Origin of the sequence: Sulfurovum sp. (genome assembly GCF_041551015.1) — a bacterium.
GTDB lineage: Bacteria > Campylobacterota > Campylobacteria > Campylobacterales > Sulfurovaceae > Sulfurovum.
The window spans coordinates 1-26,606 of record NZ_JBFENQ010000009.1 but is presented as its reverse complement, the minus strand read 5'-3'; the positions used below and the strand labels follow the sequence as shown (position 1 = coordinate 26,606).

The window sequence follows — 26,606 nt, the reverse complement described above, 5'->3', positions numbered from 1 at the left end:
TGAAAAAAGAAAATTTACAGCGTACAGGAGCATTTAAACTCAGAGGGGCTTTTAATAAAATTGCTTCTCTTATAGAAGCGGGTGACAGAGGTGGTGTTGTCGCTGCATCTGCGGGTAATCATGCACAGGGTGTGGCTTTTTCAGCAAAACACTTTGGTATCGAAGCAACTATTGTAATGCCAGAATCAACACCGCTTACTAAAGTCATGGGTGTGAAAGAATTTGGTGCCAATGTGATACTTCATGGAGCTAACTATGATGAAGCTTATGCGTATGCCGTGACATTTGGTGAAGAGAACAACTATGCTTTTGTGCATCCTTTTGCAGATGATGAAGTGATGTCAGGACAAGGGACTGTGACGCTTGAAATGTTTGATGAGATAGCTGATCTTGATGCACTTGTAGTTCCTGTAGGTGGAGGAGGGCTTATCTCAGGTATGTCTGTAGCAAGTAAAGCACTCAATCCTGAGTGTAAGGTCATAGGTATCTCTTCAGCCGGAGCACCTGCGATGAAAACCTCTTACGATGCAAAAACGCCTATAGACACAACTTCTGTGAGAACTATCGCAGATGGTATAGCAGTACGAGATACTTCACCGATCACTTTAGAATATATCTTAAAGAATGTGGATGTATTTGAGACCGTGGGAGAAGATGAGATCGCTTCTGCTATACTCTTTTTATTGGAAAAACAAAAAGTATTGGTAGAGGGTGCAGGTGCGGTAGGTGTTGCTGCACTTTTACATGGAAAGATTGATTTACCTGAGAGATCAAAGGTAGGTGTGGTACTTAGTGGAGGAAATATCGATGTTACGATGCTTTCTCTTATTATTGAAAAAGGACTTATGAAATCTGCACGTAAGATGAAACTTCTTGTAACTCTTGTAGATAGACCGGGAGCGTTACAGTCATTTACTGAGATACTTACAAAAATAGGTGCAAATATTGTGCAGATAGGATATGATAGAACGTCTATAGATCTAGAGTTTGGTGATGCACATGTTTCTGTTTCTCTGGAGACTAAAGGTGTAGAACATCAAGCACAGATAAGAGCACAATTAAAAGAGGGTGGATTTTCTTTTAAAGAAGAGCATTAATGATAGCGATAGATCTAGGTTCAAATACTTTACGTGTATTAGAGTATGACTGTACTACACGTAAACAGATATCTGAGTATGAAAAGACCGTTAAAACGGCAGATGGTTTAGTGCAGTATGGCACGATCAATAATGAAGCTGTCAAAAGAGTTATTTCTGCTATTCAGGAAGCACAAGAACAGATAGACTTTTCTTCTTCTGTAGTAAGGGCAGTGACAACTGAAGCTGTACGAAGAGCAGCAAATTCAGATGAAATTCTTACACAAATCAAAAAAGAGACAGGTGTGACTTTCGAGATCATCTCTGGAGAAGAAGAAGCAAGACTTACTTTACTCTCCGTAAAGCATAGACTCACAACACTGCAACATGCTTCGGACAGTTTTGTACTTATAGATATAGGCGGGGGATCTACTGAACTTATCTTTCATTATGCAAATGAGACTATTTCTAAAAGTTTTCCCGTAGGGATAGTGACCATTGCCCAAACTCATGAAACATTGGAGAACATAGAAAAAGTACTTCACAAAGAGATGGCTGATATGCAAATATTTTGTACCCAAGTATATGAGAACAAAGGTAAAGTAAATACCTTTGTAGCCACAGCTGGGACTCCTACAACCGTAGCGGCTATGAAACTTGGACAAAACTACGAAACGTATGATGCTTCAAAGATAAACGGTACGTCACTTGAAGTAGGTGAGTTGGATATCTACTTACAAAAATTACTTTCCATGCCATTTGAAGAGAGAGAAATAGCCGTAGGTACAGGACGTTCTGATCTTATCGCTGCAGGTATACTTATCTATAAACAACTCTTCTCTCTATTGGCGTTTGAAAGTTGTATAGTGATAGATGATGGCTTACGTGAAGGTGTCGCTTTAGAAGCATGTTTATCACTACACTAACCAGTTTAAAAAAAGAAGTAAGACATGAAGAAAAGCGTCTATGATTTATGAGTAACAGGGGGGAGATACTCTATGGTTAGTGTAGTAATATAGAGGTGTTTTTTCTGGGTACATTACAAGGGGGGGGGTAGTAAGTACTTTATTTTCACCTCTTAAATAGAAGTATAGACAAAGAGTTTGTCAAAGTTTGTCAAAATATAAAATTCTTTTATTTTTATTTTGTTTGTAAGATATAGCCTACACCATAACTACTTTTTATGGTCCCTTTTGGAAGTTTTTGACGGATACGTTTCATGAGAGAAGTGATGGCGTTTGAAGAAAAGTCACGTTCTGGTTGATCTTCATAAAGATAGTTATAGATATCAATAGATGAAATACTTTGATTGGTACGATAACAGAGAAGCTCAAGCACTTTTCGCTCTTTTGGCTTTAACTCAATTTCATCTTCATTATGAAACAGTCTTTTTTTTGTCTTATCCCAATAAAACGCTTCTTTGAAATAGACATAATCTCTCTCTTGTCGTAGTTCATCAACAAGTGAAAGGAGAATCTCTTTGAGTCTGTCACTTTGGACAGGTTTTATCAGATATTTTACCAAATGGAATTCTATGGCTTGCATCAGTTTCTCTTTCTCAGAGTGTGCTGTAGTGATGATAATTTTTGTTTTTAAGTCTTTTTCTCGGATCTTTTCTATCATAGAGAGGCCATCAAGATGAGGCATATGAATATCTGCAATGATGATATCCGGCTTCTGCTTTTTATAAATCTCATAGGCGGTTAAACCATCTTCTGCTGTATATACATTTTCAAAAAAAAGTTCTAAATACTCTACCATAGAGTTTAAAAGTTTTTTTTCATCTTCTGCGATCAAAATAGATATATCACATATTTTTTTACTAGGCATCTGCTTTCTCCATAGTTATACTAAATGTTGCACCCTCTTTAGTGTTCTCCACACTTAAAATCCCATTCATATTTTTTTCGATAATCATTTTAGAAATGTAAAGACCTAAGCCTGTTCCCATAGATTTATGTTTTGTTGTGAAATAAGGGTCAAAGATACGATGCATATGTTCTTTTTTAATTCCCCCTGCATTATCACTTATTTTCAGTACAACAGTATCATCCGTTTCAAATAGATCTATTTGGATATAAGCATTTTTTACTTTTCTATGGGATAAGGTGTCTTTTGCATTGGTTAAAATGGAGATAAGTACTTGCATGTACTCATTCATATACCCATTCACATAAAATGCAGTATTACTTTTGAAACGGATCTCAATATTTGCTTTATTTAGCATTGGATGAGTAATCTCTAATGCATGCTCAACAACTCTGGAAACACAAAAAGTTATTTTTTCTTTATTGGGATGATAAAAATGCATAAAATCATCTATTGTACGTGACATGTATTGGATACTGTTTTCCATCTCTCTTAACTTTTGAGAAAGTTCATCAGCTTGCAGTGTTTGTCTTTCATTTTTTTCTTTCAAGATAGCGATGAGTGTATTGTTCACTGCTAAAGGTTGACGCCATTGATGGGCGATATTTCCTATCATCTCTCCCATATCAGCCATTTTGGCTTTTTGAAAAAGAAGCTCCTCTTTCTCTTTGAGCTCACTCAGTGATGCGAGAAGAGCAAGATCTTTCTCTTTCAATGCTTCAATGGTATCAATAAGTGCATCACGATATCCCTCTTCGATATAGAGACCACATTCAAGTGCTTTCATCTGTGCGATAAGTGGAGTAATTCTCTCTTTCTCAATAATAGAACCATGTTGCGGTGCGATGAGATTTATATTTAGAGTCTCTATCTTTGAAAGGGCATAGTTAAAGATATCTCTACTTGGCATATATTCTGCATGAAACTGCTTTGCTTTTTCAAAATAGTCATCCCCGGCATAAAATTCCCAAGACTCTTCAATACCTCCAAATATATCGCCGGAGAAAAGCGTTTTGGTGGAAGGTTCATACGTCACAAATGCCCCTGGAGAATGACAGTAAGGTGTGGTTAAAAACGTCAGATGTAAGTTATTACTATCAAGTTTATATTGATGTTTATCAATCTCATAATAGTCAGATTTGATCATATAATGCTTCACAAGAGGTACCATACGGCTATGGGTGATAATCAGTAGATCATCACGATTGATAAGCTTCTCCATCTCAGGTACGGATGCTGCCAGATCAGGGTCTTGATGATGCAAGATGATATATTTAATGGCATGCATAGAAGAAATAGAGTTTATCTTTTTTACTACTGCATCAAATTCCAGCATAGAACCTGGATCAATCAAAATAGATTCACTACCATTTTCTATAAAGTAGGGGTGACACTGAAAAGGGTCATTTTCAAGATACATACCGACCCAATAAATGTTTTTTGCAATCTCTATCGCTTGTGTAAAATTCATAGAAATAGTATAACCAAAGAGGTGTAACTTTTTCATGATTTTAATCAAGCAAAAAGAGTATATTGATTTGATTTTACTTTTAGGAGGTGTCGCCTCTAATCTTTTTTAGCTATAATCAAAAAAATATATTTTAATGGAGTGTAAACCATGCAGATGAGTGGTGCACAAATGGTATGTGAAGCAATTATCGCTGAGGGTGTTAAGACCGTATTTGGTTACCCTGGCGGAGCTATCATGCACGTTTATGATGAAATTTACAAGCAAGAGGGGTTTGAGCATATCTTGAACCGTCACGAACAAGCATCTGTTCATGCAGCAGATGGTTATGCAAGAGCTACGGGTGAAGTGGGTGTCGCTATGGTTACAAGTGGACCAGGGTTTACAAACGCGGTCACTGGACTTGCTACAGCATATATGGATTCAATTCCTATGGTCGTTATCTCTGGACAGGTACCAATGGCGCTTATCGGTACAGATGGATTTCAAGAGATTGATGCTGTAGGTATATCTAGACCATGTACAAAACATAACTTTTTGGTACGTTCACTTGAAGAGCTCCCTCGTTTGTTGAAAGAAGCATTTTACATTGCACGTTCAGGAAGACCGGGACCGGTACTGATAGATATACCTAAAGATATTACTGTAGATATCGGTGAGTTTGTCTATCCTGATTCTGTAGATATTCCTACGTATAAACCAACATACAAAGGAAATAAAAGACAGATAGAAAAAGCGGTTGAAGCGATGAAAAAAGCAAAAAAACCTTTGCTTTACATTGGTGGTGGAACTGTACTTTCAAATGCAAGTGATCTTGTACGTGAATTAGCACTAAAAACACAGATACCAGCGGTTGAAACATTAATGGCAAGAGGTGTATTGGGTGCAAAGAATCCATTGCTTCTTGGTATGTTGGGAATGCATGGAAACTATGCATCCAATATGGCGATGTCAGAGACAGATCTAGTTATCTCTCTTGGTGCCAGATTTGATGACAGGGTTACAGGTAAGCTTTCTGAATTTGCAAAATATGCTGATATCATCCATGTAGACATCGATGCTGCGAATATTGGTAAACTTGTTGATGTTGACTATCCTATTGTAGGTGATATAACTGAAGTACTTGAAGTGATGTTACCACTTCTTGACGGTATAGATACAGACAGATTCCAGGCATGGAGAGAGATACTGAAGCGTTATGATGAACTTCACCCTCAATCATATGTTGATTCGGATGAAGTTATCAAGCCACAATGGGCCATAGAACGTATAGGTGAGCTTATAGGTGAGAATGCCATCATCACTTCAGACGTTGGACAACACCAAATGTGGGCAGCGCAACATTATCCGTTTGATAGACCACGCCAATGGATCAATTCCGGTGGATTAGGAACAATGGGCTTTGGGTTTCCTGCAGCGATCGGTGCCAAAAAAGCTTTCCCCGATAAAACAGTTATCAATGTGACAGGTGACGGTTCGATCTTGATGAATATGCAAGAGCTCGTAACAGCAGCGGAATATAAAATACCAGTCATTAACCTTATACTCAATAACCATTTCTTAGGGATGGTTAGACAGTGGCAAACGTTTTTTTATGAAAAGCGTTATTCTGAGACAGACTTGACCTTCCAACCAAACTGGAAAGCCTTGGCTGAGGCATGTGGCGGTATAGGGTATGATGTTACAACTAAAGCTGAGTTTGATGCGGCTATTAAAGATGCGATAGAACAAGACAAAGTATGTTTTATGAATGTTGCTGTAAATCGTTTTGAGAACGTACTTCCTATGGTACCATCAGGTGGGGCACTCTTCAATATGATGTTACCACAAAAAGGAGAGGAATAATGGAAAATTCTATGAATGAAAGACGTGTTATTTCTGTTATTGTATTAAATGAAAGTTCTGTGCTTGCACGTGTAACATCACTTTTTGCAGCACGTGGGTACAACATCGCGTCACTTACTGTTGCACCTATACCAGACAGTGAGATGTCACACATTACAATTGAAACGAATGGTTCTCCTAAAGTAATGGAACAAATCACTAAGCAACTACATAAACTTATCCCTGTTTATAAGGTGATCGAGCATGAAGAGATGGTTGAAAAAGAGATGGTGTTAGTGAAGTTTCCTATCACTGAACATTTAAGTGATATCGGTGCATTATGTGCAGCATATAATGGCGGTATAGCAAATGTTGGTAAAGAGATGATCATTGCTATGGTAGCAGATGAACCAAAACGTATACAGCATTTCATAGAAGCAGCACAGCGCTACAATCCTTCTGAGGTTGTACGTGGTGGTGTTGTGGCTATAGAAAGATAAAAACTATTCTACTTCTGTCACTTTCCTTGTAGGGAAGTGACACCTACTTTAAGTTAAAAGGATTACTTTATGACTTACCCACTCTCCAAAATAACAGAAGCTATTGGCATAGATTTTCATGGTGAAGACCTTACTATAGATGGTATACATACACTGAGCGAAGCTACTCCTTCACAGCTTAGTTTTTTTACAGATAGTAAATATGCTTCACAGCTGACAGAGACCAAAGCAGCTGCTGTATTGATAGATGAGAAGCATGCTGAATTATTACCATCTGGTACGATAGCCCTTATTACTGATGAAGCGTATCTCAAATTGGCACTGGCCTCTAAGTTCTTTGCACATAAACTTGAGAGTGTAGCAGAGCAGCCTACTTTAGGTGAGGGATGTGATATAGATAAAAACGTCTCTTTTGGTAAAAATGTCACACTTGGGAATAATGTCACACTCCTTGCAGGCTGTTATGTGGGTGATAATGTCACTATAGGTTCAGGGACTATTCTTCATCCAAACGTGACCTTGTACCATCATACACAAATTGGTTCGGAGTGTATTATTCACAGCGGTACAGTCATTGGTTGTGATGGATATGGTTTTGCACATACAAAGCTTGGCGAACATGTAAAGATCTATCAGAATGGTAATGTGGTGGTGGAAGACAATGTAGAGATAGGTGCAAACTGTGCCATAGACAGAGCAGTATTTGGTACAACATATATACGTAAAGGTACCAAACTGGATAACCTTATACAAATTGCACACAACTGTGATGTCGGCGAGCATAGCCTTTGTGCTGCTCAAGTAGGTCTTGCAGGTTCTACCACTTTAGGCAGAAATGTAGTGATGGGTGGACAGAGTGCCACTGCAGGACATTTGGAAGTGGGTGCTTTTGCAACCATTGCAGGGAAAGGTGGTGTTACCAAGACTCTTGAAGGGGGTAAAACCTATGCAGGTTTTCCTGCAATAGATCATAAAATGTGGTTGCGTTTGCAAGCAAAAATGATGGGTTTGGTAAAAGGAAAAAAATAGTTAATTATTTGTGATATAATCATTTAGTGATTTCCTACATCAGCTTTTTGAGCTAGAAGTGAGAGGCACCCAAGGGCATTTCCTTCGGGCAATTGAGCATGGGCTTTGCTCATTCTCAAGGAGACTATATTAAATTAAAAAGGATAAATTATGAGCGGAACAGTAACGAAAATAGACGAAATGACTTTGAGTGGTACAAAAGATGGTAAGATCAGTATTACTACAGTATCTGAACCTTATGGCCCAAAGAGTGAAAGTGTTGCAAGTATTGGTATTTCACTTCAGGCAGCTGCTGAAGAACCGGATTGGAAAGTACATATTCCTAAAGCAAATATAGATGCAGTGATCAGTGCATTGCAAGAAGCGAAAAAAAGTTTATAGTTTTTGAAAAAAGGTTAATGGGTCAAGCCCATTAACTACATCTCGTCATGCTTCATGACCTTATATTGGTCTAAAGCTCTTTGCATTAAGTCTTTATCTGGAATTTTTCTTCCTGCAATGTATCCAATGATATTGCCATCATCATCCAGTTTAGGTTTTATCCATACGACAACAAGATAGTATTTCCCCTCGCTTGTCATGTTTTTAACAAAACCTTCCCAGTAGTTACCACCTTTAATTGTTTCCCATAATCCTTTAAATGCTGCTTTTGGCATGTCCGGATGTCTGTTAATGCTATGTGGTGCACCGATAAGTTCTTCTTTAGTATAGCCAGTAAGCTCACGAAATTTACGGTTAGCATATGTAATAATACCAGCTGGATCCGTTTCAGTGATCATTACACCACCATCAAATGGCACTTCTATATCCACAGGGTCTGGTTTTATGATTTCTTTACCAGTGATAATGTTTTTAATTGTTTTTCCCATTTTTTCTCCATGGATAATAGATACGTTGCATTAAAAGTTTTATAGGACAAAATGAAGCACAAATGTAGATGAAACGTATTTGGCAGTTTGGCAATCTTCATAGAGACCCATAACTTTCTGTCCTCACTTCACAATGAGTTTAGCATTTGATATTATAAATTATATAATATCTATCTATAGCTTATATGGACATAATACTATAGCTTATAGCAGAGATTTAATCATATTTTCCGCATACTTTGCTACAATTACAGAATTATGATAAAGGGGCGTTTTTTGTCTATTACAGAAACAATCAAATCACTTTTACAAGAGCGTATACTCGTCATCGATGGTGCAATGGGTACACAGATACAAGACCTTAAAGTTCCAGCTGAGGCATGGATAGATGATAAAGGTGTGGATCAAGAGGGGTGTAATGAACTGCTTAACCACACCGCATCAGAGCTTATAGGACGTATCCATAAGCGTTATGCTATGGCTGGTGCTGACCTGCTTAAGACGAACACATTTGGTACTATGCCATGGGTACTTGATGAGTATCAGATGGGTGAGCGTGCGTATGAACTTTCTAAAAAAGGTGCACAGCTTGTAAAAGAAGTATGTAATGAATATGGAACGCAAGAGTCACCAAAGTTTGTCTTAGGTTCGATAGGACCGGGGACAAAACTTCCTTCACTTGGACACATTCACTATGATGAAATGTATGAAGGGTATAAACTTTGTGCTTTAGGACTCATAGATGGGGGATGTGATGTCTTTCTTTTAGAAACATGTCAAGACCCTTTACAGATCAAAGCAGCTTTGCATGCCTGCCAGGATGCAAATGAAGAGAGAAATGTCCACCTTCCTATTATGGTTTCTGTAACGATAGAACTTAGTGGATCCATGCTTATTGGTACCGATGCTACGACCATTGTGACCATACTTGAACCATTTGATATTCTTTCTTTAGGATTTAACTGTGGTACAGGTCCAGATCAGGTGAAAAAACACCTCAAAACACTTTCTGAACTCTGTGCAATACCTATCTCAGTACATGCCAATGCGGGACTGCCACAAAACCGTGGAGGGTATACTTATTATCCAATGGGACCGGATGAATTTACCCAAAAACAACTGGAATTTACAGAGTATGATGGCGTGAGTTTTCTTGGTGGATGTTGTGGTACAACGCCTCAGCATATTCAAGCACTTAAAAAGGCTGTAGAAGTTCTAGTGCCTAAAAAGCCAAGTGGTAGTATAAAACCAAGCATTGCTTCACTTTTTAACACGACTGAACTTTTCCAGGAGCCTGCACCACTACTCATAGGTGAACGTTCTAACTCCACAGGTTCTAAAGCCTTTAGAGAACTCATTATCGCAAGTGATTATGAAGGTACTTTAACAGTAGGTCAAGCACAGGTACGTGATGGTGCACACTGTTTGGATGTGAATGTAGAGTTTGCAGGACGTGATGGTGCAAAAGATATGAAAGCGATCATGGAATTGTATAACCAAAAGATACCATTACCACTCATGCCGGATGCTACACGTGTACATACGATGGAAGAGGGGCTAAAGTGCATCGGTGGAAAACCTATCATCAACTCTGTCAACCTTGAAGATGGTGAAGAGAAGTTTCATGCTATCTGTAAGTTGGCGAAGAAGTTTGGTTGTGCATTGGTTTGTCTGACCATTGATGAAGTAGGAATGGCAAAGACCAAAGAGGACAAAATAGCTCAGGCAGAACGTATGTATGATATGGCAGTCAACGGTCATGGCATAGACCCGCGAAACCTTATTTTTGATACACTTACGTTTACAGTAGGTTCTGGAGACTTGGAGTACCGTGATGCAGCTATTCAGACACTTGAAGCCATACGCGAGTTACACATTCGTCATCCAGAAGTAGGTTCGACACTGGGTCTTTCTAACATTTCGTTTGGACTGGATGTCAATGCCAGACGTTACTTAAATTCAGTCTTTTTGCACCATTGTCTGCAAGCAGGGCTTACTACGGTTATTATTAATGTGAAGCACATCATCCCACTGGTAAAAATGAGTGATGAAGACCGTGAAATATGTGAAGAGCTACTTTTTAATCCAGACGATAACTCGCTCTTTAAGTTCATCGAGCACTTCTCAGATGTGAGCATAGAAGATGAAGGTGATGATGAAGCGTATTTGGCGATGTCTAATGAAGAGAAGATAGCTAAACTTCTAATGGATGGGGACAAAGAGCGTATGATACCTCTAGTTGAAGAAGCACGTCACAAGATACACCCAGACATCATCGTCAATGAAATTCTTATTGATGCGATGAAAGTAGTAGGAGAACTCTTTGGTTCTGGGCAAATGCAGTTACCGTTTGTACTCCAATCAGCAGAGACAATGAAAACAACCGTGGACTACCTAAACCCATACCTCACCAAACAAGAAAAAGAAACAGATACCACGCTGGTTATTGGTACAGTTAAAGGGGATGTGCATGATGTAGGTAAAAACCTTGTGGATATCATACTCTCAAATAACGGTTTTAAAGTAGTCAATGTCGGTATAAAAACAGACTTGCAGGAGTATCTTGACGTAGTAGAGAGACAACCTATCCAAGCCATTGGTATGTCAGGACTGCTCGTAAAGTCTACAGCCGTGATGAAAGACAACTTAGAGACTATGGCTGAGATGGGTATGACCATTCCTGTACTTTTAGGAGGAGCCGCACTTACACGTTCTTTTGTGGATGATTTCTGTCGTCCTATTTATAAAGGGCCTATTTTTTACTGTAGAGACGCCTTTGATGGGGTCATAGCGATGTCTCGCATTGAAAAGTATAATGAAGATAACTCTGTGGGACTAGATACACGCTTGGCAGGAGATATGGCAGAACGAGAGACCAAAGTAAAAAAAGAAGTCATTATCCCTCCTTTTTCTGAACTAAAGATGCCAGAAAAACAAGCTGTACCGACACCACCATTTTGGGGTAGACGTGTACTTCAAAAAGATGATTTAGATCTTGACATGATCTTCAACTGGGTGAACCAAAGAACGGTCATCAAGTTTCACTGGGGATACAAATCTAAAGGCATGACAAAAGAGGAGTACCAAAAACTCTTAGACAAAACTGTCTACCCTGCTTATGAGCGTTTGAAAAAAGAGTTTATAGAAAAAGAGTTGTTTGAGCCGACTATCATCTATGGGTACTACCCATGTAGAAGCAGTGACCAAGAACTGTACCTTTTTGATGAAAGTCAAGGGTGGAATGTCGATGCCAATGCAAACCGTGAACCTTTAGATAAAGTCATAGGAAATGCTGTGGGAACTTTTTCGTTTCCAAGACAAAGTAGAAAACCTCACCGTGCATTAAGTGATTTCTTTCATCATGATAGACATGATGTGATATCTTTGACTTGTGTATCTGCGGGACCTAAGTTCTCAGCGTATGAAAAAGAGCTATATGATGCAGGTAAATACCTAGAATACAACATGGTACACGGCTTCTCTGTAGAACTGGCAGAAGCTTTGGCAGAAGTAGCACACAAGCAGATACGTTTAGACCTAAACATAGCAGAAAACGAAGGACACTCGTTACGTGATGTACGTATGAACCGTTATCAGGGTGCAAGGTATTCGTTTGGATATCCTGCTTGTCCAGACTTAGAGCAGAGTAGGGTTATCTTTGACTTGTTAAAGCCTGAAGAGTTTGGTATAGAGCTCTCTGAGACATTCCAAATACATCCGGAGCAGAGTACTACTGCCCTGGTGGTGCATCACTCCAAGGCTACTTATTATTCGGTGTAGAAGATATGTTGTTTTGTATATAGAACAAAAAGCATATCAAGGCTTGTTTCCTTATGATAGGATACCGTACTCTTTACCATAGTTTTCAACTACAAAATCGATATCTTTATCACCACGACCCGAGAGGTTGACAAGGATTGTACCGATGTTTGGTTCTTTTGCTAATTTGAGTGCATAAGCCACAGCATGTGCTGACTCAATTGCAGGGATGATACCCTCTTCCCTGGAGAGTTCAAAAAATGCATCTATAGCTTCTTTATCATTGATAGAAGCATAGTTTACACGGCCGATATCTTTAAGATAAGCATGCTGAGGTCCCACAGATGGATAGTCAAGGCCACTTGCTACAGAGTAAACGTCTCCAGGCTCACCTTTTTCATCTTGAAGCATGTAGGATTTAAATCCGTGCATGACACCAGGTTGACCTTTGGTCATAGTAGCAGCATGCTCTCCAGGAACATCAAGATCTCTTCCTGCAGGCTCAACACCATGCATGGCAACATTTTTATCATCCATAAAGGCAGTAAAGAGTCCTAAGGCATTCGATCCCCCACCTACACAGGCAACAAGATTGTCAGGCAAACTATCTGTCATTTGTGCAAATTGCTCTTTGGCTTCTACTCCTACGATGGATTGGAAATCTCTTACCATTCCAGGGAAAGGATGTGGCCCTACAACAGAACCAATAGCATAAAATTGTGTCACTGGGTCTCCTAAGTATGCTTCAAAAGCACTGTCTACTGCCTCTTTGAGTGTACGACGTCCATGCGTTGCAGGAATGACATTTGCACCCAGTATATGCATACGTACTACATTTGGATGCTCTTTAGCCATATCTACTTCACCCATATAGATGTCACATTCAAGTCCAACCAATGCAGCAGCAGTTGCTAGTGCCACACCATGTTGTCCTGCACCTGTTTCAGCAATAAGTTTTTTCTTTCCCATCTTTTTTGCCAATAAAGCTTCTCCCAAACAGTGGTTGATCTTGTGTGCACCTGTATGGTTTAGGTCTTCTCTTTTGAGGTAAATATCTGCACCGTATTTTTCTGAAAGATGTTTCGCATGAAAAATAGGGCTTGGACGACCTACAAAATGCTGATAAAGTGAAGTAAGTTCATCGAGAAATTCTGGGTCTTGGCGAATCTCTTCATACGAAGTAGTGATCTCATCCATAATACTTTGAAGTTGAGGAGGGATAAAAGCCCCACCATACTCTCCGAAATAGCCTTTTTCATCAGGCAGTGGACAATTAAAAATATTCTTTGGCATAAACATTCCTTTTTTTTATGTTCAATTATTGTACTTTTAAATACTTTTAGAGAGACTGAATAGGTATTCTATGATAGAATAATAGTGAAAAAAAGAGTATGTATAAAACGAATTGGATATAGGAAAGAAATTTTAGTATGAAATTAAAAAAAGGTATTTACAGACATTATAAAGGAAATCTGTATGAAGTTTTTATGACAGCACAGCACTCTGAAACGGAAGAGTGGATGGTTGTCTATAAAGCATTATATGGTGATGAAGGGTTGTGGGTGCGTCCTTATGAGATGTTTATGGAAAAAGTGATCGTTGAAGGAACAGAATTAGAGCGTTTTGCTTATGTTGGGGATGAAGATTGAATCTTCATACAACATTATGCTTCTTTGAGATAAAATGAATCACAAGTATTAAAAAAATAGAGGAAAGATATGTTCTATAAGTATTTAAAATTAATATTGGTTTCAAGCGTATTTTTACAGGCTTCACCTGAAGTTTTTAGTTCTTTAGGGGATGAGTTAGAAGTATTTCAGGAAGAGTGTAAAGGGTTTGAAAAGCTCTCTTTTATACCTGAAAAGATAAAAAAGAGATGCCGTGCATTTTATCCTCAAGTGACCAAAGCATTCGAGATTGGATATAAGCTGAATCCGTATGTCGAGAGTGATACGTATATCAATGAAAAAGAGTTAAACCGATATCTTTCGCTTCTACGTAAACTTGACAAGAATAAAGAACATATATTATTCCTTGTCTACTCTGAAGTAAATAAAGCACGTAAAGACAAAAATTTTGTCTATTACAGCCAGTTGATATCCAATGATAACATTAAACTCTATACTATAGATTATGAATTTATGGAAAAAAATGAAAAAATATTCAGTAACAATAAGAGGTATATTTCACAGATAGAATATATAGAATATTTAAGGACTCAACGTCTAGAAAAAGAAAAAGCTAAACAGTCACGATATAAAACTTACAGAGGTGAGATAATGAGTGAACTTCCAATACATTTGAATAAAATGGATCTGGTCTCAACATCATTACTGCGACATAGATCACCTAAAGCTTTTAGTTCTTTAGGTGATGAGTTAGAGGCATTCGAGAAAGATTGTAAAATGTTTCAAGAAATTTCTACGATACCTGTAGAAATAGAAAAAAAATGTAATACATTTAATCTTCAACTAGATAAAGCATTTGAACTTGGTTATAAACTTGATCCTTCTGTTGAGGAAGATAATGTGAATGAAAAAGAGTTACATAAATATCTTTTTCTTTTACGGCATCTTGATAAACGTAAAGAAAATATCTTACGTTTTATCTATGCGGAAGCACGAAAAGCACGTAAAGCGAAGAATTTTTATTATTACATTCAGTTGATATCGAATTATAAAGTAGAACTTTATAATTCAGATTATGAATTTATGGAAAAATATAAAAGGGTATTCAAAAAAAATCCTAGGTATATTTCACATCAAAAATATACACAGTATGTAGAAGTGGAACGTTTAAAAAGAGAGAAGGCAAAGGGTGTACAGTATCAAAAGAGTAGAAACTAAAAAAGAGCGGGTGAATTTAGGGATATCAATGAATGATACGCTTTAAATTCCTTCCATCGCTCTTGCTTGAAAATCTACCAAATGCTCACCTGAAAATTTAAAAGACAACTCTATCGGACGACAGCATACTTCGCAGTCTTCGATATAGTCACTATCTTCTTCTGAACCATCAAGTATCATAGAGATACGTTCCCAACAGTAGGGGCAGGTAAAAAAATGTTCCATTAGTGATTCTTTTTAGGAAAAAATTTTCTTATCCAAGCGATAAGCATACAAGCATTATCACAACTTCCTTCTCTATCACACCTTGCTTTTTGAATATTCTTTAAAAGTAAGATGAAGAAGCCAAAAGCAATGATGAATTGTACACCACCTACGATCCAATGTGCCTGTATAAGATTTTGGATGGCTAAAACAAACATAATGATCGTGACTATAAGGCACATAAATTATCCTAATTTTTTATGTGATTGTACTATAATTTGTAAAAAAGAGTATCTATGTCATCCATCATCGAACATTTTCAAACCCTCACCCAAATCCCCCATTGTAGTAAGCTGGCAGATAGGTTATTGGAATTTTTAGTTTCATTCTCCAAAGAAAGAGGGTATAAAGTTGAAGTAGACGATGTGAAGAATATCTTTATATCAAAAGGTACACCGACACTCTGTCTTCAAGCACATTATGACATGGTCTGCATGGGAAAAGCTCCTGTTTTGGAAATCTATATGGAGGATGGCTGGATGAAAGCCAAAGACGCTTCTTTAGGTGCAGATAACGGTATGGCCATTGCAATGATGATGCAGCTTATGGATGAAGGCAAAGAGTTGGAGTTCTTACTTACTTCAGATGAAGAGGTAGGACTCATAGGGGCAAATAAAGTAGCATTTGAGTTGAAGAGTCAATATATGTTAAATCTTGATAGTGAAGATGAAGCAGAAGTATATATAGGATGTGCAGGTGGTGTAGATATCACAGCACAGAAACAAGATACGTATATTGAAGGAAGCGGGATTTGTTATGAAGTGGCAGTCAAAGGACTGGTAGGCGGACACTCGGGTGTGGACATAGATAAAGGTATCCCCTCTGCGATTAAAGTACTAGCTGAGTATTTATATAAGCATAATGTAACACAGTTAGCAAGTATGTATGCTGGTGAACGTCGTAATTCTATTCCTGCAAATGCAGTGGCCATTGTGCGTAGTGAATTGAGATTAGAGAGTACAGATATGGTAAAAGTACGTGAACTTACAGAGAAGCCTAAAGTATTGAGTGAGGGTAAAAAAACTATAGAGATGATAGATGTATTTAAACATGGTGTTCATGCACAAAATGAGGAATTCGGTATCCCTGATGTCAGCATCAATCTCGCTATTATTACTGCGGATGAAAAAGGTGGACTTATTATTGAGACAAGTGCACGTGCAATGGATGCTGAGAAGTTAGCAAATATTTCAAATGAAACGATGATTTTTTTTGACGCTTACGGTTTTGAAGTAAAACTTGAAGACAAGTACCCCGCATGGAAACCAGACATTAGTGATTTTACGAGGTTAGTGAGTGAAGAGATGAAATCTGTCTTTGGAAAAACAAAGATGATGGCTATTCACGCAGGACTTGAGTGTGGCGTCATTGCTGAAAAATACCCTGCTATGAAGTTTGCTTCCATAGGCCCAACAATTCGCTATCCACACTCTACCAGAGAGATGGTACACTTAGAATCTGTAGAACGTACATTTGAGGTACTTAAAAAAATAATACAATCAGTTTAAATTATGATAGTTATAATTTGAATCAAAGATAAGTAGGAGTAAAATTAAAAGATATACATAATATAAAGGGCAGGAATGAAAACAATATTTCAAGATTTAGAATACTTACGTAAAGAAGTGAAAGACAAAGAAGCTAAGAAGATCATTAAAGAACTTGAAGAGAATTTTCATTTGTTGAAAACCAAAAGTGGTTTATCGCAGTTGATGGGTAAAAAAAAGCTTGCAAAAATTACGCGTAATGTCGAGTATGAAGAAGAATTAAAAGCATTGCAAGTTGAACTTATTAAGTTACAAAATTGGGTGTATGAGAATAATAAACGTGTGATGATCATTTTTGAAGGACGTGATGCTGCGGGTAAAGGCGGCTCTATCAAACGTTTTACTCAGTACCTGAATCCTAGAAAGTTCAGAGTGGTTGCACTACAAAAACCAACAGAGGTTGAGACGGGACAGTTCTATTTCCAACGTTATTTCCAACACTTGCCAAACCCGGGTGAAATTACTTTCTTTGACAGATCTTGGTATAACCGCGCTATTGTTGAACCTGTGTTTGATTTTTGTACACCTGACCAGTATAAAAAATTTATGAAAGAGGTACCGGAGATCGAACATGCGCTTGTTGATGATGGGATCATCTTAATTAAGTTGTGGTACTCCATTACAAAAGAGAACCAACAAAAAAGATTTAAAGAGCGTATGACCAACCCACTGAAACACTGGAAACTAAGTCCAGTAGATCAAAAAGCACAAGAGATGTGGGATAAAGTGACATACTATAAAGAAGAGATGTTCTCTCGTTCACATACAAGTTATGCACCATGGGTCATCGTTGACAGTAATGATAAGAAGCGAGCAAGATTAGAATCTATACGTTATGTACTCTCGAAAATAGATTATGAAGGTAAAGAGGATGCCAAAATAAATCTTCATCATGATCCTGAGATCGTTGAACGTTATCACAGAATTTCACATAATGAATAGTAGAAAGTTGTAAATGAATTATCCGAATTTTCCAGATGACTGTACCTCTTTATTAAGTAAATACCTTACACCTGAAGTCTTTGAATTACTTAAAGATAAAAAGACACGAAATGGATTTACTTTAGAACAAGCTATCAATTCAGGTGTTGTTAATCTGGACAGTGGTATTGGTGTTTATGCAGGAGATCAAGAGTCCTATAACATTTTTGCACCACTGTTTGATCCGATCATTCAAGAGTATCATGGGTTTGGGAAAGAGGATACACATAAAAGTAATCTGAATCCAGAGGATTTGAATGCTCCAAACCCTGATCCTGAAGGGTTATATATTGTTTCTACCCGTATTAGAGTAGGACGTAATGTTGATCATTTTCCTTTAGGACCTGGCATTTCGAAAGAACAACGAGATCAGGTAGAATCAAGTGTGGTTGAAGGACTTTATACACTTGAAGGTGAATTGGCAGGGAAATACTATCCTTTACTGGGTATGTCAAAAAAGGTTCAGGACAATTTGATCAAAGATCATTTCTTGTTTAAAGAAGGTGACCGTTTTCTTGATGCTGCAGGACTTAACCGTAATTGGCCCGAAGGCAGAGGTATCTACCACAACAATGACAAGACTTTCCTGGTATGGGTCAATGAGGAAGATCAGCTACGTATCATTTCTATGCAGCAAGGGGGAGATATCAAAGAAGTGTTTACCCGTTTGGTATCTGCGATCACAAGTATTGAGACCAAAGTCCCCTTTGCTTACAGTGATCATTTAGGGTATATCACTTCTTGTCCGACAAATCTTGGAACAGCTATGAGAGCAAGTGTCCATATCGCACTGCCAAACCTTGCACAAGATATGAAAAGGTTTAATGCGATCACTGATAAGTATCATCTTCAGATCCGTGGTATCCATGGTGAACATTCTGAAAGTGAAGGTGGCATCTATGATATCAGTAATCGCCGTCGTTTAGGTATCACAGAAGTTGAAGCCGTGCAAGATATGTATGATGGTGTGGTCGCACTTATCGCAGCAGAAAAAGCACTGAGTTAACGACACTTAACTCAGTAACTACACTTTAAAGGTTTGTTTTGTTTTACAATGGGCTTCCATGAAACATCCTTCACACTCAGGTTTGACTGCTTTGCATTTATAACGTCCAAACAGTACCATCGCCTGATGGAGTAAGTGCAAATCTGTTTTAAATTTTTTACTTAATTCTTCTTCACACTTTACAGCTGTTTTGGCATCAGACAGACCTAAGCGGTGTGCCACTCTGTATACATGGGTATCAACAGCCATAAGATTAGCTCCTGCATATTCTATCATGACGACATTGGCAGTTTTTTGACCCACACCGGCAAGTTTGACAAGCTCATCACGCTCTAGGGGGATTTCATTATTATAGTTCTCTACCACACTTTGTGCCATTTTGATGAGGTTTTTGGCTTTATTGTTAAAAAATGAACAGGTATTTATGTACGATTTGACTTCATCTAAGTCAGCATTGGCAAGGGAAACAGGGTCAGGGTATGCTTCAAAAAGAGCAGGAGTAATGATATTCACACGTTTATCTGTACACTGAGCAGAGAGCATGACAGCAATGAGCAGTTCATATAGGTTACGATACTCCAATTCAGTAACAGAATCAGGATAGTTTTCAAGAAAGATACGTTTTATCTCTTCTATCTCTTTTTTGGTTGCTTTTTTGACTTTTACCATACTTCTTGCCTTCTTCTAATAAAATACTAATTAGAATATTAACACATTAATAAATGATTTACCCAAGAGGGATATACTTCTTCTTAAATTTAAGTAATTAAGGATTATTCGAAATGTTAAAACTAGCAAAAACTTCACTACTTGCTGTAGCTGTAATGGCTACAGCAGTAGTGGCGTCAGACATACTTGTAACAGTAAATGGTAAAAATATCACTAAACAGGATGCACAAGCATTTGTTTCTGCCTCTGCACCTCAGGCAAACTTTATGGAACTTGCTCCTGCTGAGAAAAAGATGGTTACAGACAGACTAGTAGAGAAAGTCCTTTTTACAGAACTTGCAGCACAAGAGGGTATAGATCAAAAACCTGAATTTAAAAGAAATATGGAAAAGATCAAAGATGAACTTTTAGTCAACATGTGGATGAAAGAACAGATGGATAATGCGATTGTAAGTGAAAGTGAAGCAAAAGCATTTTATGATAAAAACACTGAGAAATTCATGGAAAAAGCTTCTATGCATGCAAGACACATTTTACTTGCAAATGAAAAGGATACACAAGATATTATTGACATGTTAAAGCCACTCAAGGGTGTCGCATTAAAGGAAAAGTTTATCGAATTGGCTAAAGAAAAATCTACAGGACCTTCTGCACCAAATGGTGGAGATCTTGGTACTTTCACAAAAGGTCAAATGGTTCCGGAGTTTTCAAAAGCAGTATGGGCACTTGAAAATGGTCAAATAACAACTGCACCTGTAAAAACACAGTTCGGTTATCATGTGATCTATCTTGAAACAAAAACAGAATCGAAACCGGCTTCTTACGAAAAAGTTAAAAATAATATCATCACTTCACTAAAGCAACAGCAGTTTACTGTTAAAATCAAGGAAGTGGCAAAAGAACTTAAAAGCAAAGCTAAAATTGTTGATATGACAACAGAAGTTAATGCAACTAAAAAGTAATCTTTTAATAATAAAAAAATAGGGAAAAGAATATGAGAAAAACTTTTGTGTTGTTGGGGGTATCACTTAGTTTAGTGGTAAGTTCAGCATCTGCGGATGCTTTAAAAAATAGTTTAACAAATATGTTAAATACGAAAGAAACATCAGGGATGGTGGATCTTGGTAATATCAGTCTTGATGCAAAACCTGTAAAGAAAAAAGTTAGATCTGATAAAACTGTGATTGCTACAGTGAATGGACATAAGATCATTAAAAAAGAGGCAGATAATTATCTTAAACAGCGTACACAGGGAAAAGTAAGCAATTTTGATCATTTACCACCTGATCAACGCCAACGACTTATTCAAGAGTTGGCACTTCCTGTCATTGTGCTAGACAGTGCACAAAAAGAGTTGTCTGAAGAAGAAAAACAGGCAGTCTATACACGTACGTGGATGCAAAAAGAAGCACGTAAGATCAATATCACTGATGAACAGGCTTTAACAGTATATAACCAGTTGAAACAAGAAGCACAAGAGAATAATGCGACAGGAAATATCCCAGCATTTGAAACGATTAAAGATAAACTTAAAGTTCAAATGATCGAGAAGACATTGATCGGTAGACTTATGAAAGATGCAAAGATAACAGTACAGTAAAAAAGTTTATTAATTATTAATTGGTAAATATTGGATAAAATACACACAACATAATAAAAAAGGAAATAGAGAATGAAAAAAATTCTTGTTATATTAGGTCTAAGTCTGGCAGTGACAACACATTATGCAGTAGCGGCATCTGCTGCAGCAGGTACGGTCAATGGTATGACTATTACTGTTGAAGAGGCAAATAATGCGCTTAACACACTTACAAAAGGTAAAATGACGTGGGAAAAACTTCCAGCTGATGGTAAGAAACAACTGATTGAAATGATGGCACCGGCTAAATTGGTAGCTGCAGAATCAAAAAAATCTTTAACCGATAAAGAAAAAGAAGCTGCACTTGCAGGTTTCTGGATGCAGAAAAAAATGTCTACAACACAAGTGACTGATAAAGAAGCAGAAGATGCATATAACAATATGAAAAAAGCGGCAAAAGAAGCAAAAAGTACACAAGAAATACCACCATTAGATGCAGTGAAAAATAGTATTAAAATGCAACTTGCTCAAGAAAAAGTTGTGGGTGAGCTGATGAAAAGTGCAAAAATAAACGTAAAATAATTCTACAAAGAGGAAGTTGTTAATGTCTACAAAAGTTCTAGATGTAGTGCAGGCAGGTGTTGTTACTGGAGATGATCTTCAGAAGTTATTTAAAATCGCAAAAGATGAAGGTTTTGCTTTACCTGCGGTTAATGTGGTCAGTACATCTTCAGTGAATGCTGTACTCGAAGCGGCAAAAAAAGTGAACTCTCCTGTAATAGTTCAGTTCTCCAATGGAGGAGGTGCCTATTATGCGGGTAAAGGTTTGCCTTCAGATGAGGCAGCTATTTTAGGTTGTATCTCAGGTGCGCAGCATGTACATACTGTTGCTAAAGCATATGGTATACCGGTTGTGCTTCATACAGACCATGCAGCAAGAAAACTTCTGCCTTGGATAGATGCATTGCTTGATGCAAGTGAAGCACACTATAAGGTACACGGTATTCCTCTTTTCTCTTCACATATGATAGATCTTTCTGAAGAGCCTATAGAAGAGAATATCGCTACATGTAAAGTCTACTTGGAGCGTATGTCTAAGATAGGTATGACACTGGAAATAGAACTTGGTGTAACAGGTGGAGAAGAAGATGGCGTAGATAACACTCACATAGATAATGCACTACTTTATACACAGCCTGAAGAAGTTGCATATGCTTACGAAGAACTTTCAAAAGTTTCGGACAAATTTACCATCGCAGCCTCTTTTGGAAATGTACACGGAGTATATAAACCGGGTAATGTTTCACTTACGCCTAAAATTCTTGATAACTCTCAGTCTCATATAGAGGAGAAATATAATACAGCTAAAAAGCCTGTAGACTTTGTCTTCCATGGTGGTTCTGGTTCTGAGCTTTCTGATATTAGAGAAGCGATCGGTTATGGTGTGATTAAAATGAACATTGACACAGATACGCAGTGGTCATTCTGGGATGGAGTACGTAATTATGTAGTCAAATATCATGATTATTTACAAGGACAGATCGGTAACCCGGATGGTGAAGATAAACCAAATAAAAACTACTACGATCCAAGAAAATGGTTACGTGCAGCAGAAGAGTCAACAGTAGTAAGACTTGAAAGAGCATTTGATGATCTTAACTGTTTAAACAGAAACTAACAACTAGACTATTATTCTCGGGCTTTCCCCGGGAATCTACAAATGAAAACTTTAAACTTTCCTTCCCCCATACAATCTATCACTTTTGATAAGCAACAGTTTTATCTGAAACGAGATGATCTGATAGATCCTAACTTTTCCGGTAACAAAGCACGAAAATTTTACTATTTTCTTCAGCATGATTTTCCTGGTATAGATAAGCTTGTTTCTTATGGTTCTGCACAGTCTAATGCGATGTACTCACTTTCCGTGTTAGCGAAGATAAGAGGATGGAAGTTTGAATATTATGTAGATCATATAGCTGATTATTTGAAAGAACACCCTCATGGTAACTATAAGGCTGCTGTAGACAATGGTATGAAAATTATTGAACACTCAGGTGTGATACCTTATGAATATTCCAATGATGTCCTTTTTATAGAAGAAGGTGGACGGCAAATAGAAGCAGAGTTTGGTATACGTCTGTTGGCTGAAGAGATTTCATTGTGGCAGCAAGAGAATGGTGTAAAAGATTTGAATATTTTTCTACCTTCCGGGACCGGAACAACAGCACTTTTTTTACAAAAGCATCTTCTTTCAAACAGGGTATATACAACACCATGTGTAGGAGATGAAGCTTATCTGAAAAAACAGTTTTTAGAACTGGAAGAGGATGAAAAATATCATCCAGAGATATTGAGTTTAGAGAAAAAACACCATTTTGGCAAACTTTATAAAGAAAACTACAAAATTTGGCTAAAATTACAACAACAAACGGGAGTAGAGTTTGACCTCCTTTATGATTCATTGGGATGGCGGGTATTACTTGCACATTCTGAGGTCTTTTCTTCACCTACACTCTACATACATCAAGGTGGTGTGTTAGGCAATGAGAGTATGCTCCCGAGATATAAGAGAAAATACGACTAGTCGTATGAACTGTCTATTGAAGACAACACAACGTTAGCGTAGTTTTTTGAACTTTGTTCAAGAAGCATTATATTAATAACATTATAAGGATATATTGTGAAAATATTTTACAGCAGTGACGATACATTTGAAGCGAATTTTGATGAATTACTTCAACGTGGGAAGATGGATATTGAGGGTGTGACAGGCATCGTTTCTGGATTACTCAAAGAGATACAAACAGAAGGTAACACTGCAGTTAAAAGACAAATAGCAAAATTCGACAGATGGGAACCGGAAAATGATGATGCACTTTTAGTTTCTACAGAAGAGATGGCAAAAGCATATGATTCTATAGATCCAGAGCTTCGTGATGCCCTGCATCTTGCCTATGAACGTATAGAAAGATATCACCAAAAACTTATGCCAAAAACATGGATGGACAAAGAAGCCAATGGGACTATTTTAGGACAGAAGGTTACTGCTGTAGATAGAGCAGGACTTTATATACCCGGTGGGAAAGCTGCTTATCCAAGTTCATTGCTTATGAATGTGATCCCTGCGCAAGTTGCAGGAGTGGAAGAGATAGTCGTATGTACGCCTACACCTGATAATGAGATTAATGAGCTTTTACTTGCAGCATGTCACCTCTGTAAAGTAACACAAGTATTTAAAGTTGGTGGTGCTTCTGCGATCGGCGCGATGGCATATGGAACAGAAACCATTCCTAAAGTAGATGTGATTACCGGCCCGGGAAATATTTTTGTAGCTACGGCTAAAAAATTAGTCTATGGTGAAGTAAATATAGATATGATTGCTGGTCCATCAGAGATAGGAATACTTGCAGATGAGACAGCGAGAGAAGACTATATTGCTATTGATCTTCTTTCTCAGGCTGAGCATGATGAAATGGCAAGCTCCATTCTCATCACCATAGATGGAGAACTTGCAAATAGAGTGAGTGACAAGGTAGAAGAATTTTTAGGTACGTTATCTAGAGAAGAGATTGCACGTAAATCTATAGAAGAAAGAGGTGCTATTATCGTGACTCAAGATATGAATGAAGCGATCGAACTGATGAATGAGATTGCCCCTGAACACTTGGAAGTTATCACGCAGGATCCAATGAGTCTATTGGACAGTATTAAGCATGCTGGAGCCATTTTCCTTGGTGAAAATACACCAGAACCTATAGGTGACTATGTTGCTGGTCCTAATCACACACTACCAACAGGCGGGACAGCGAAATTCTACTCACCGCTTAGTGTTGAGCACTTTTTGAAAAAATCGTCTATCATCTCTATGAGTAAAGAAGGTATGCAGGAGATCGGAAGTGCTTGTGCAATGATCGCAAACACTGAAGGTTTGACTGCCCATGAAGAAAGTGTTCGTATTAGACTCAGAGACTGATCACTCATTATATCCATTTTCCCAAACGATGTTTGGGAAAGCATACTCTGCTAAACAATAAAATAACTATCAAATATTCATTTATAATTTAGATTAAAACTAATTAAAACTAATTAAATTTATTATATACTTATATATATGTTATAATTATATTTAAGGATTTAAATGAAAAAAATATTAGCATTTGTATTATTGACAGCATCGTTATGTGCAACAACAGTTATGTTTAAAGGTGAAGAAGTCACACTGAACAGTAAGGGTCTGAATGTAGGTATGCAAGCACCTATTTTTACGGCAGTAGATAAAGATTTTATGGAAGTAACTGTGGGGGGGAAGAGTGATAAAATTCAAGTGATTGCATTTATACCATCCTTTGATAGTGATGTATGTAAAAGAGAGACTATAGTATTTAATCAAAAAGTTTCAAAGATGAAAAATGTTAATTTGATGGTTATTTCAAAAGATCTTCCTTTTGCACTTGGAAGATTTTTTCATGATAATAAAATCAAAAATATCATGACTCTATCTGATTATAAGGATGCCAATAATGTACTTAGGTATGGTGCAACTATCTCTTCACCTATATATTTGGAAGGATTTTTTGGAAGAGTTGTGTATGTTGTTGATACCAATGGAGAAGTAACATACAAAGAAGTCGTTCAAGAACTCTCTAATGAGCCTAATTATGAGAACATTATCAAGGCCGTTAACCGTTTGACACACTAAGTCTTAACTGCTTGAATGCGCTCTTCTTTTGTATTATTACGTTTCCCGTAGTAATACATACTGCACTATTCTTTACTTTTTTATTCCTTTTTTTCTTTGTTGATGCAACAAAAGAATAAAACGAACCCAAAAAAAGAAAGTGTAATACCATTATCGTACATATTGAATTGTATTGAGATTTATTTATAGTTATTTTAAATAAAAAATATTATGTTGATTGTTTGATGATTTTATAAAGAAATGGCGCGGTGGACGAGACTCGAACTCGCGACCCCCTGCGTGACAGGCAGGTATTCTAACCAACTGAACTACCACCGCACCTAAGACCAAATAAATGGTTGGAAAGTATTGTACAAAAAATAACTTAAATGTACATGGTGGTCGCTACAAGACTCGAACTTGTGACATCTACCTTGTAAGGGTAGCGCTCTACCAACTGAGCTAAGCGACCATAGTTTTAATGTCTATTTTTTTGGAAAAGATTGGCGACCCCTAAAGGATTTGAACCTCTGTTTTTACGTTGAAAACGTAATATCCTTGGCCACTAGATGAAAGGGTCATCAAGAACCATAAACATAAAATTGTTAAAAATGGTGGTCGCTACAAGACTCGAACTTG

At 37.5% G+C, this 26,606-nt stretch carries 26 protein-coding genes, 3 tRNA genes and 1 riboswitch; of the genes, 19 read left to right on the top strand and 10 right to left on the bottom strand.

What is annotated here, in order from left to right:
- Together ilvA and ABZC96_RS01340 are read left to right on the top strand one after the other, a co-directional pair.
- Positions 1–1,097: threonine ammonia-lyase (gene ilvA / locus ABZC96_RS01345; protein ID WP_373028528.1), on the top strand; the 1,097-nt coding region annotated here is incomplete at its 5' end.
- Positions 1,097–2,002 carry a phosphatase gene (locus ABZC96_RS01340; RefSeq protein ID WP_373028527.1) on the top strand — a complete coding sequence of 302 codons (906 nt, stop codon included), beginning with the start codon at positions 1,097–1,099 and terminating at the stop codon, positions 2,000–2,002. The genes ilvA and ABZC96_RS01340, both read left to right, overlap by 1 nt.
- Before the next feature lie 214 nt (positions 2,003–2,216).
- Here ABZC96_RS01340 and ABZC96_RS01335 read toward each other — a convergent pair whose 3' ends face one another.
- The gene (locus ABZC96_RS01335) at positions 2,217–2,906 is read right to left on the bottom strand and encodes a response regulator transcription factor (RefSeq protein ID WP_373028526.1); all 690 of its coding nucleotides are present in this window, start codon (positions 2,904–2,906) and stop codon (positions 2,217–2,219) included.
- Positions 2,899–4,416, bottom strand: coding sequence for an ATP-binding protein (locus tag ABZC96_RS01330; RefSeq protein WP_373028524.1), 1,518 nt, complete (start codon positions 4,414–4,416; stop codon positions 2,899–2,901). Before ABZC96_RS01330 ends, ABZC96_RS01335 begins: the two co-directional genes overlap by 8 nt.
- 147 nt (positions 4,417–4,563) lie before the next feature.
- Here ABZC96_RS01330 and ABZC96_RS01325 point away from each other — a divergent pair, with 147 nt between their 5' ends.
- From ABZC96_RS01325 to ABZC96_RS01310, 4 genes are all read left to right on the top strand, one after another.
- Positions 4,564–6,258, top strand: a complete 1,695-nt coding sequence (locus tag ABZC96_RS01325; protein WP_373028522.1) for an acetolactate synthase large subunit — start codon at positions 4,564–4,566, stop codon at positions 6,256–6,258.
- Positions 6,258–6,737, top strand: coding sequence for an acetolactate synthase small subunit (ilvN, locus tag ABZC96_RS01320; protein ID WP_373028520.1), 480 nt, complete (start codon positions 6,258–6,260; stop codon positions 6,735–6,737). The genes ABZC96_RS01325 and ilvN overlap by 1 nt, the downstream gene beginning before the upstream one ends.
- A 69-nt stretch (positions 6,738–6,806) precedes the next feature.
- Positions 6,807–7,766: a UDP-3-O-(3-hydroxymyristoyl)glucosamine N-acyltransferase gene (gene lpxD / locus ABZC96_RS01315; protein WP_373028518.1), complete on the top strand. Its 960-nt coding sequence runs from the start codon at positions 6,807–6,809 to the stop codon at positions 7,764–7,766.
- Positions 7,767–7,916: 150 nt separating this feature from the next.
- Positions 7,917–8,147, top strand: coding sequence for a hypothetical protein (locus ABZC96_RS01310; protein ID WP_373028516.1), 231 nt, complete (start codon positions 7,917–7,919; stop codon positions 8,145–8,147).
- Between the two features lie 35 nt (positions 8,148–8,182).
- Here the strand turns inward: ABZC96_RS01310 and ABZC96_RS01305 are convergent, their stop codons facing one another.
- A complete protein-coding gene (locus ABZC96_RS01305) occupies positions 8,183–8,635 on the bottom strand; it encodes a PAS domain-containing protein (protein WP_373028514.1) in 453 nt (150 codons plus the stop codon).
- A gap of 78 nt (positions 8,636–8,713) precedes the next feature.
- A riboswitch (cyclic di-GMP riboswitch) is annotated at positions 8,714–8,789 on the bottom strand.
- Between the two features lie 122 nt (positions 8,790–8,911).
- On the opposite strand from ABZC96_RS01305, the gene metH reads away from it, so the two are divergent.
- Positions 8,912–12,415, top strand: a complete 3,504-nt coding sequence (gene metH / locus ABZC96_RS01300) for a methionine synthase (RefSeq protein WP_373028512.1) — start codon at positions 8,912–8,914, stop codon at positions 12,413–12,415.
- Between the two features lie 51 nt (positions 12,416–12,466).
- On the opposite strand, the gene trpB is transcribed toward metH, so the two are convergent.
- Positions 12,467–13,687 carry a tryptophan synthase subunit beta gene (gene trpB, locus ABZC96_RS01295; RefSeq protein WP_373028510.1) on the bottom strand — a complete coding sequence of 407 codons (1,221 nt, stop codon included), beginning with the start codon at positions 13,685–13,687 and terminating at the stop codon, positions 12,467–12,469.
- A 137-nt stretch (positions 13,688–13,824) separates the two neighbouring features.
- Between trpB and ABZC96_RS01290 the strand changes: the two genes are divergently transcribed.
- Both ABZC96_RS01290 and ABZC96_RS01285 read left to right on the top strand, forming a co-directional pair.
- Positions 13,825–14,043: a DUF1653 domain-containing protein gene (locus ABZC96_RS01290; protein ID WP_373028509.1), complete on the top strand. Its 219-nt coding sequence runs from the start codon at positions 13,825–13,827 to the stop codon at positions 14,041–14,043.
- 69 nt (positions 14,044–14,112) lie between these two features.
- Positions 14,113–15,240, top strand: a complete 1,128-nt coding sequence (locus ABZC96_RS01285) for a hypothetical protein (protein WP_373028508.1) — start codon at positions 14,113–14,115, stop codon at positions 15,238–15,240.
- A 42-nt stretch (positions 15,241–15,282) separates the two neighbouring features.
- Here ABZC96_RS01285 and ABZC96_RS01280 read toward each other — a convergent pair whose 3' ends face one another.
- Both ABZC96_RS01280 and ABZC96_RS01275 read right to left on the bottom strand, forming a co-directional pair.
- Entirely contained in the window at positions 15,283–15,465 is a 183-nt protein-coding gene (locus ABZC96_RS01280) for a CPXCG motif-containing cysteine-rich protein (RefSeq protein WP_373028507.1), read from the bottom strand.
- Positions 15,465–15,686, bottom strand: coding sequence for a hypothetical protein (locus ABZC96_RS01275; RefSeq protein ID WP_373028506.1), 222 nt, complete (start codon positions 15,684–15,686; stop codon positions 15,465–15,467). The genes ABZC96_RS01280 and ABZC96_RS01275 overlap by 1 nt, the downstream gene beginning before the upstream one ends.
- 54 nt (positions 15,687–15,740) lie before the next feature.
- Between ABZC96_RS01275 and ABZC96_RS01270 the strand changes: the two genes are divergently transcribed.
- The 3 genes from ABZC96_RS01270 to ABZC96_RS01260 all read left to right on the top strand — a co-directional run bounded on the left by ABZC96_RS01270 (position 15,741) and on the right by ABZC96_RS01260 (position 19,038).
- Complete coding sequence (locus ABZC96_RS01270; protein ID WP_373028505.1) at positions 15,741–17,012, top strand: M20/M25/M40 family metallo-hydrolase; 1,272 nt, start codon at positions 15,741–15,743, stop codon at positions 17,010–17,012.
- A 75-nt stretch (positions 17,013–17,087) separates the two neighbouring features.
- Entirely contained in the window at positions 17,088–17,993 is a 906-nt protein-coding gene (gene ppk2 / locus ABZC96_RS01265; protein WP_373028503.1) for a polyphosphate kinase 2, read from the top strand.
- A gap of 13 nt (positions 17,994–18,006) precedes the next feature.
- Positions 18,007–19,038 (top strand): phosphagen kinase, encoded by a 1,032-nt coding sequence (locus ABZC96_RS01260; protein WP_373028501.1) that lies wholly within the window; start codon positions 18,007–18,009, stop codon positions 19,036–19,038.
- An 18-nt stretch (positions 19,039–19,056) separates the two neighbouring features.
- On the opposite strand, the gene nth is transcribed toward ABZC96_RS01260, so the two are convergent.
- Complete coding sequence (gene nth / locus ABZC96_RS01255) at positions 19,057–19,707, bottom strand: endonuclease III (RefSeq protein WP_373028500.1); 651 nt, start codon at positions 19,705–19,707, stop codon at positions 19,057–19,059.
- A 113-nt stretch (positions 19,708–19,820) separates the two neighbouring features.
- Here nth and ABZC96_RS01250 point away from each other — a divergent pair, with 113 nt between their 5' ends.
- The 7 genes from ABZC96_RS01250 (at position 19,821) to tpx (ending at position 25,988) form a co-directional block, all read left to right on the top strand.
- Positions 19,821–20,669, top strand: a complete 849-nt coding sequence (locus ABZC96_RS01250; RefSeq protein ID WP_373028498.1) for a peptidylprolyl isomerase — start codon at positions 19,821–19,823, stop codon at positions 20,667–20,669.
- A gap of 32 nt (positions 20,670–20,701) precedes the next feature.
- Positions 20,702–21,307, top strand: a complete 606-nt coding sequence (locus tag ABZC96_RS01245) for a hypothetical protein (protein ID WP_373028496.1) — start codon at positions 20,702–20,704, stop codon at positions 21,305–21,307.
- 72 nt (positions 21,308–21,379) lie between these two features.
- Complete coding sequence (locus ABZC96_RS01240) at positions 21,380–21,868, top strand: hypothetical protein (protein WP_373028495.1); 489 nt, start codon at positions 21,380–21,382, stop codon at positions 21,866–21,868.
- Between the two features lie 22 nt (positions 21,869–21,890).
- A complete protein-coding gene (gene fbaA, locus ABZC96_RS01235; RefSeq protein ID WP_373028494.1) occupies positions 21,891–22,964 on the top strand; it encodes a class II fructose-bisphosphate aldolase in 1,074 nt (357 codons plus the stop codon).
- A 42-nt stretch (positions 22,965–23,006) separates the two neighbouring features.
- The gene (locus ABZC96_RS01230; RefSeq protein ID WP_373028493.1) at positions 23,007–23,873 is read left to right on the top strand and encodes a 1-aminocyclopropane-1-carboxylate deaminase/D-cysteine desulfhydrase; all 867 of its coding nucleotides are present in this window, start codon (positions 23,007–23,009) and stop codon (positions 23,871–23,873) included.
- A gap of 96 nt (positions 23,874–23,969) precedes the next feature.
- Positions 23,970–25,262, top strand: a complete 1,293-nt coding sequence (gene hisD, locus ABZC96_RS01225; RefSeq protein WP_373028492.1) for a histidinol dehydrogenase — start codon at positions 23,970–23,972, stop codon at positions 25,260–25,262.
- A gap of 165 nt (positions 25,263–25,427) precedes the next feature.
- The gene (gene tpx, locus ABZC96_RS01220) at positions 25,428–25,988 is read left to right on the top strand and encodes a thiol peroxidase (RefSeq protein WP_373028491.1); all 561 of its coding nucleotides are present in this window, start codon (positions 25,428–25,430) and stop codon (positions 25,986–25,988) included.
- A gap of 241 nt (positions 25,989–26,229) precedes the next feature.
- On the opposite strand, the gene ABZC96_RS01215 is transcribed toward tpx, so the two are convergent.
- From ABZC96_RS01215 to ABZC96_RS01205, 3 genes are all read right to left on the bottom strand, one after another.
- A tRNA-Asp gene (locus ABZC96_RS01215) sits at positions 26,230–26,306 on the bottom strand.
- A 57-nt stretch (positions 26,307–26,363) separates the two neighbouring features.
- Positions 26,364–26,439: transfer RNA gene (locus ABZC96_RS01210), tRNA-Val, on the bottom strand.
- Positions 26,440–26,471: 32 nt separating this feature from the next.
- Positions 26,472–26,547, bottom strand: a tRNA-Glu gene (locus ABZC96_RS01205).
- Between the last annotated feature and the right edge of the window lie 59 nt (positions 26,548–26,606).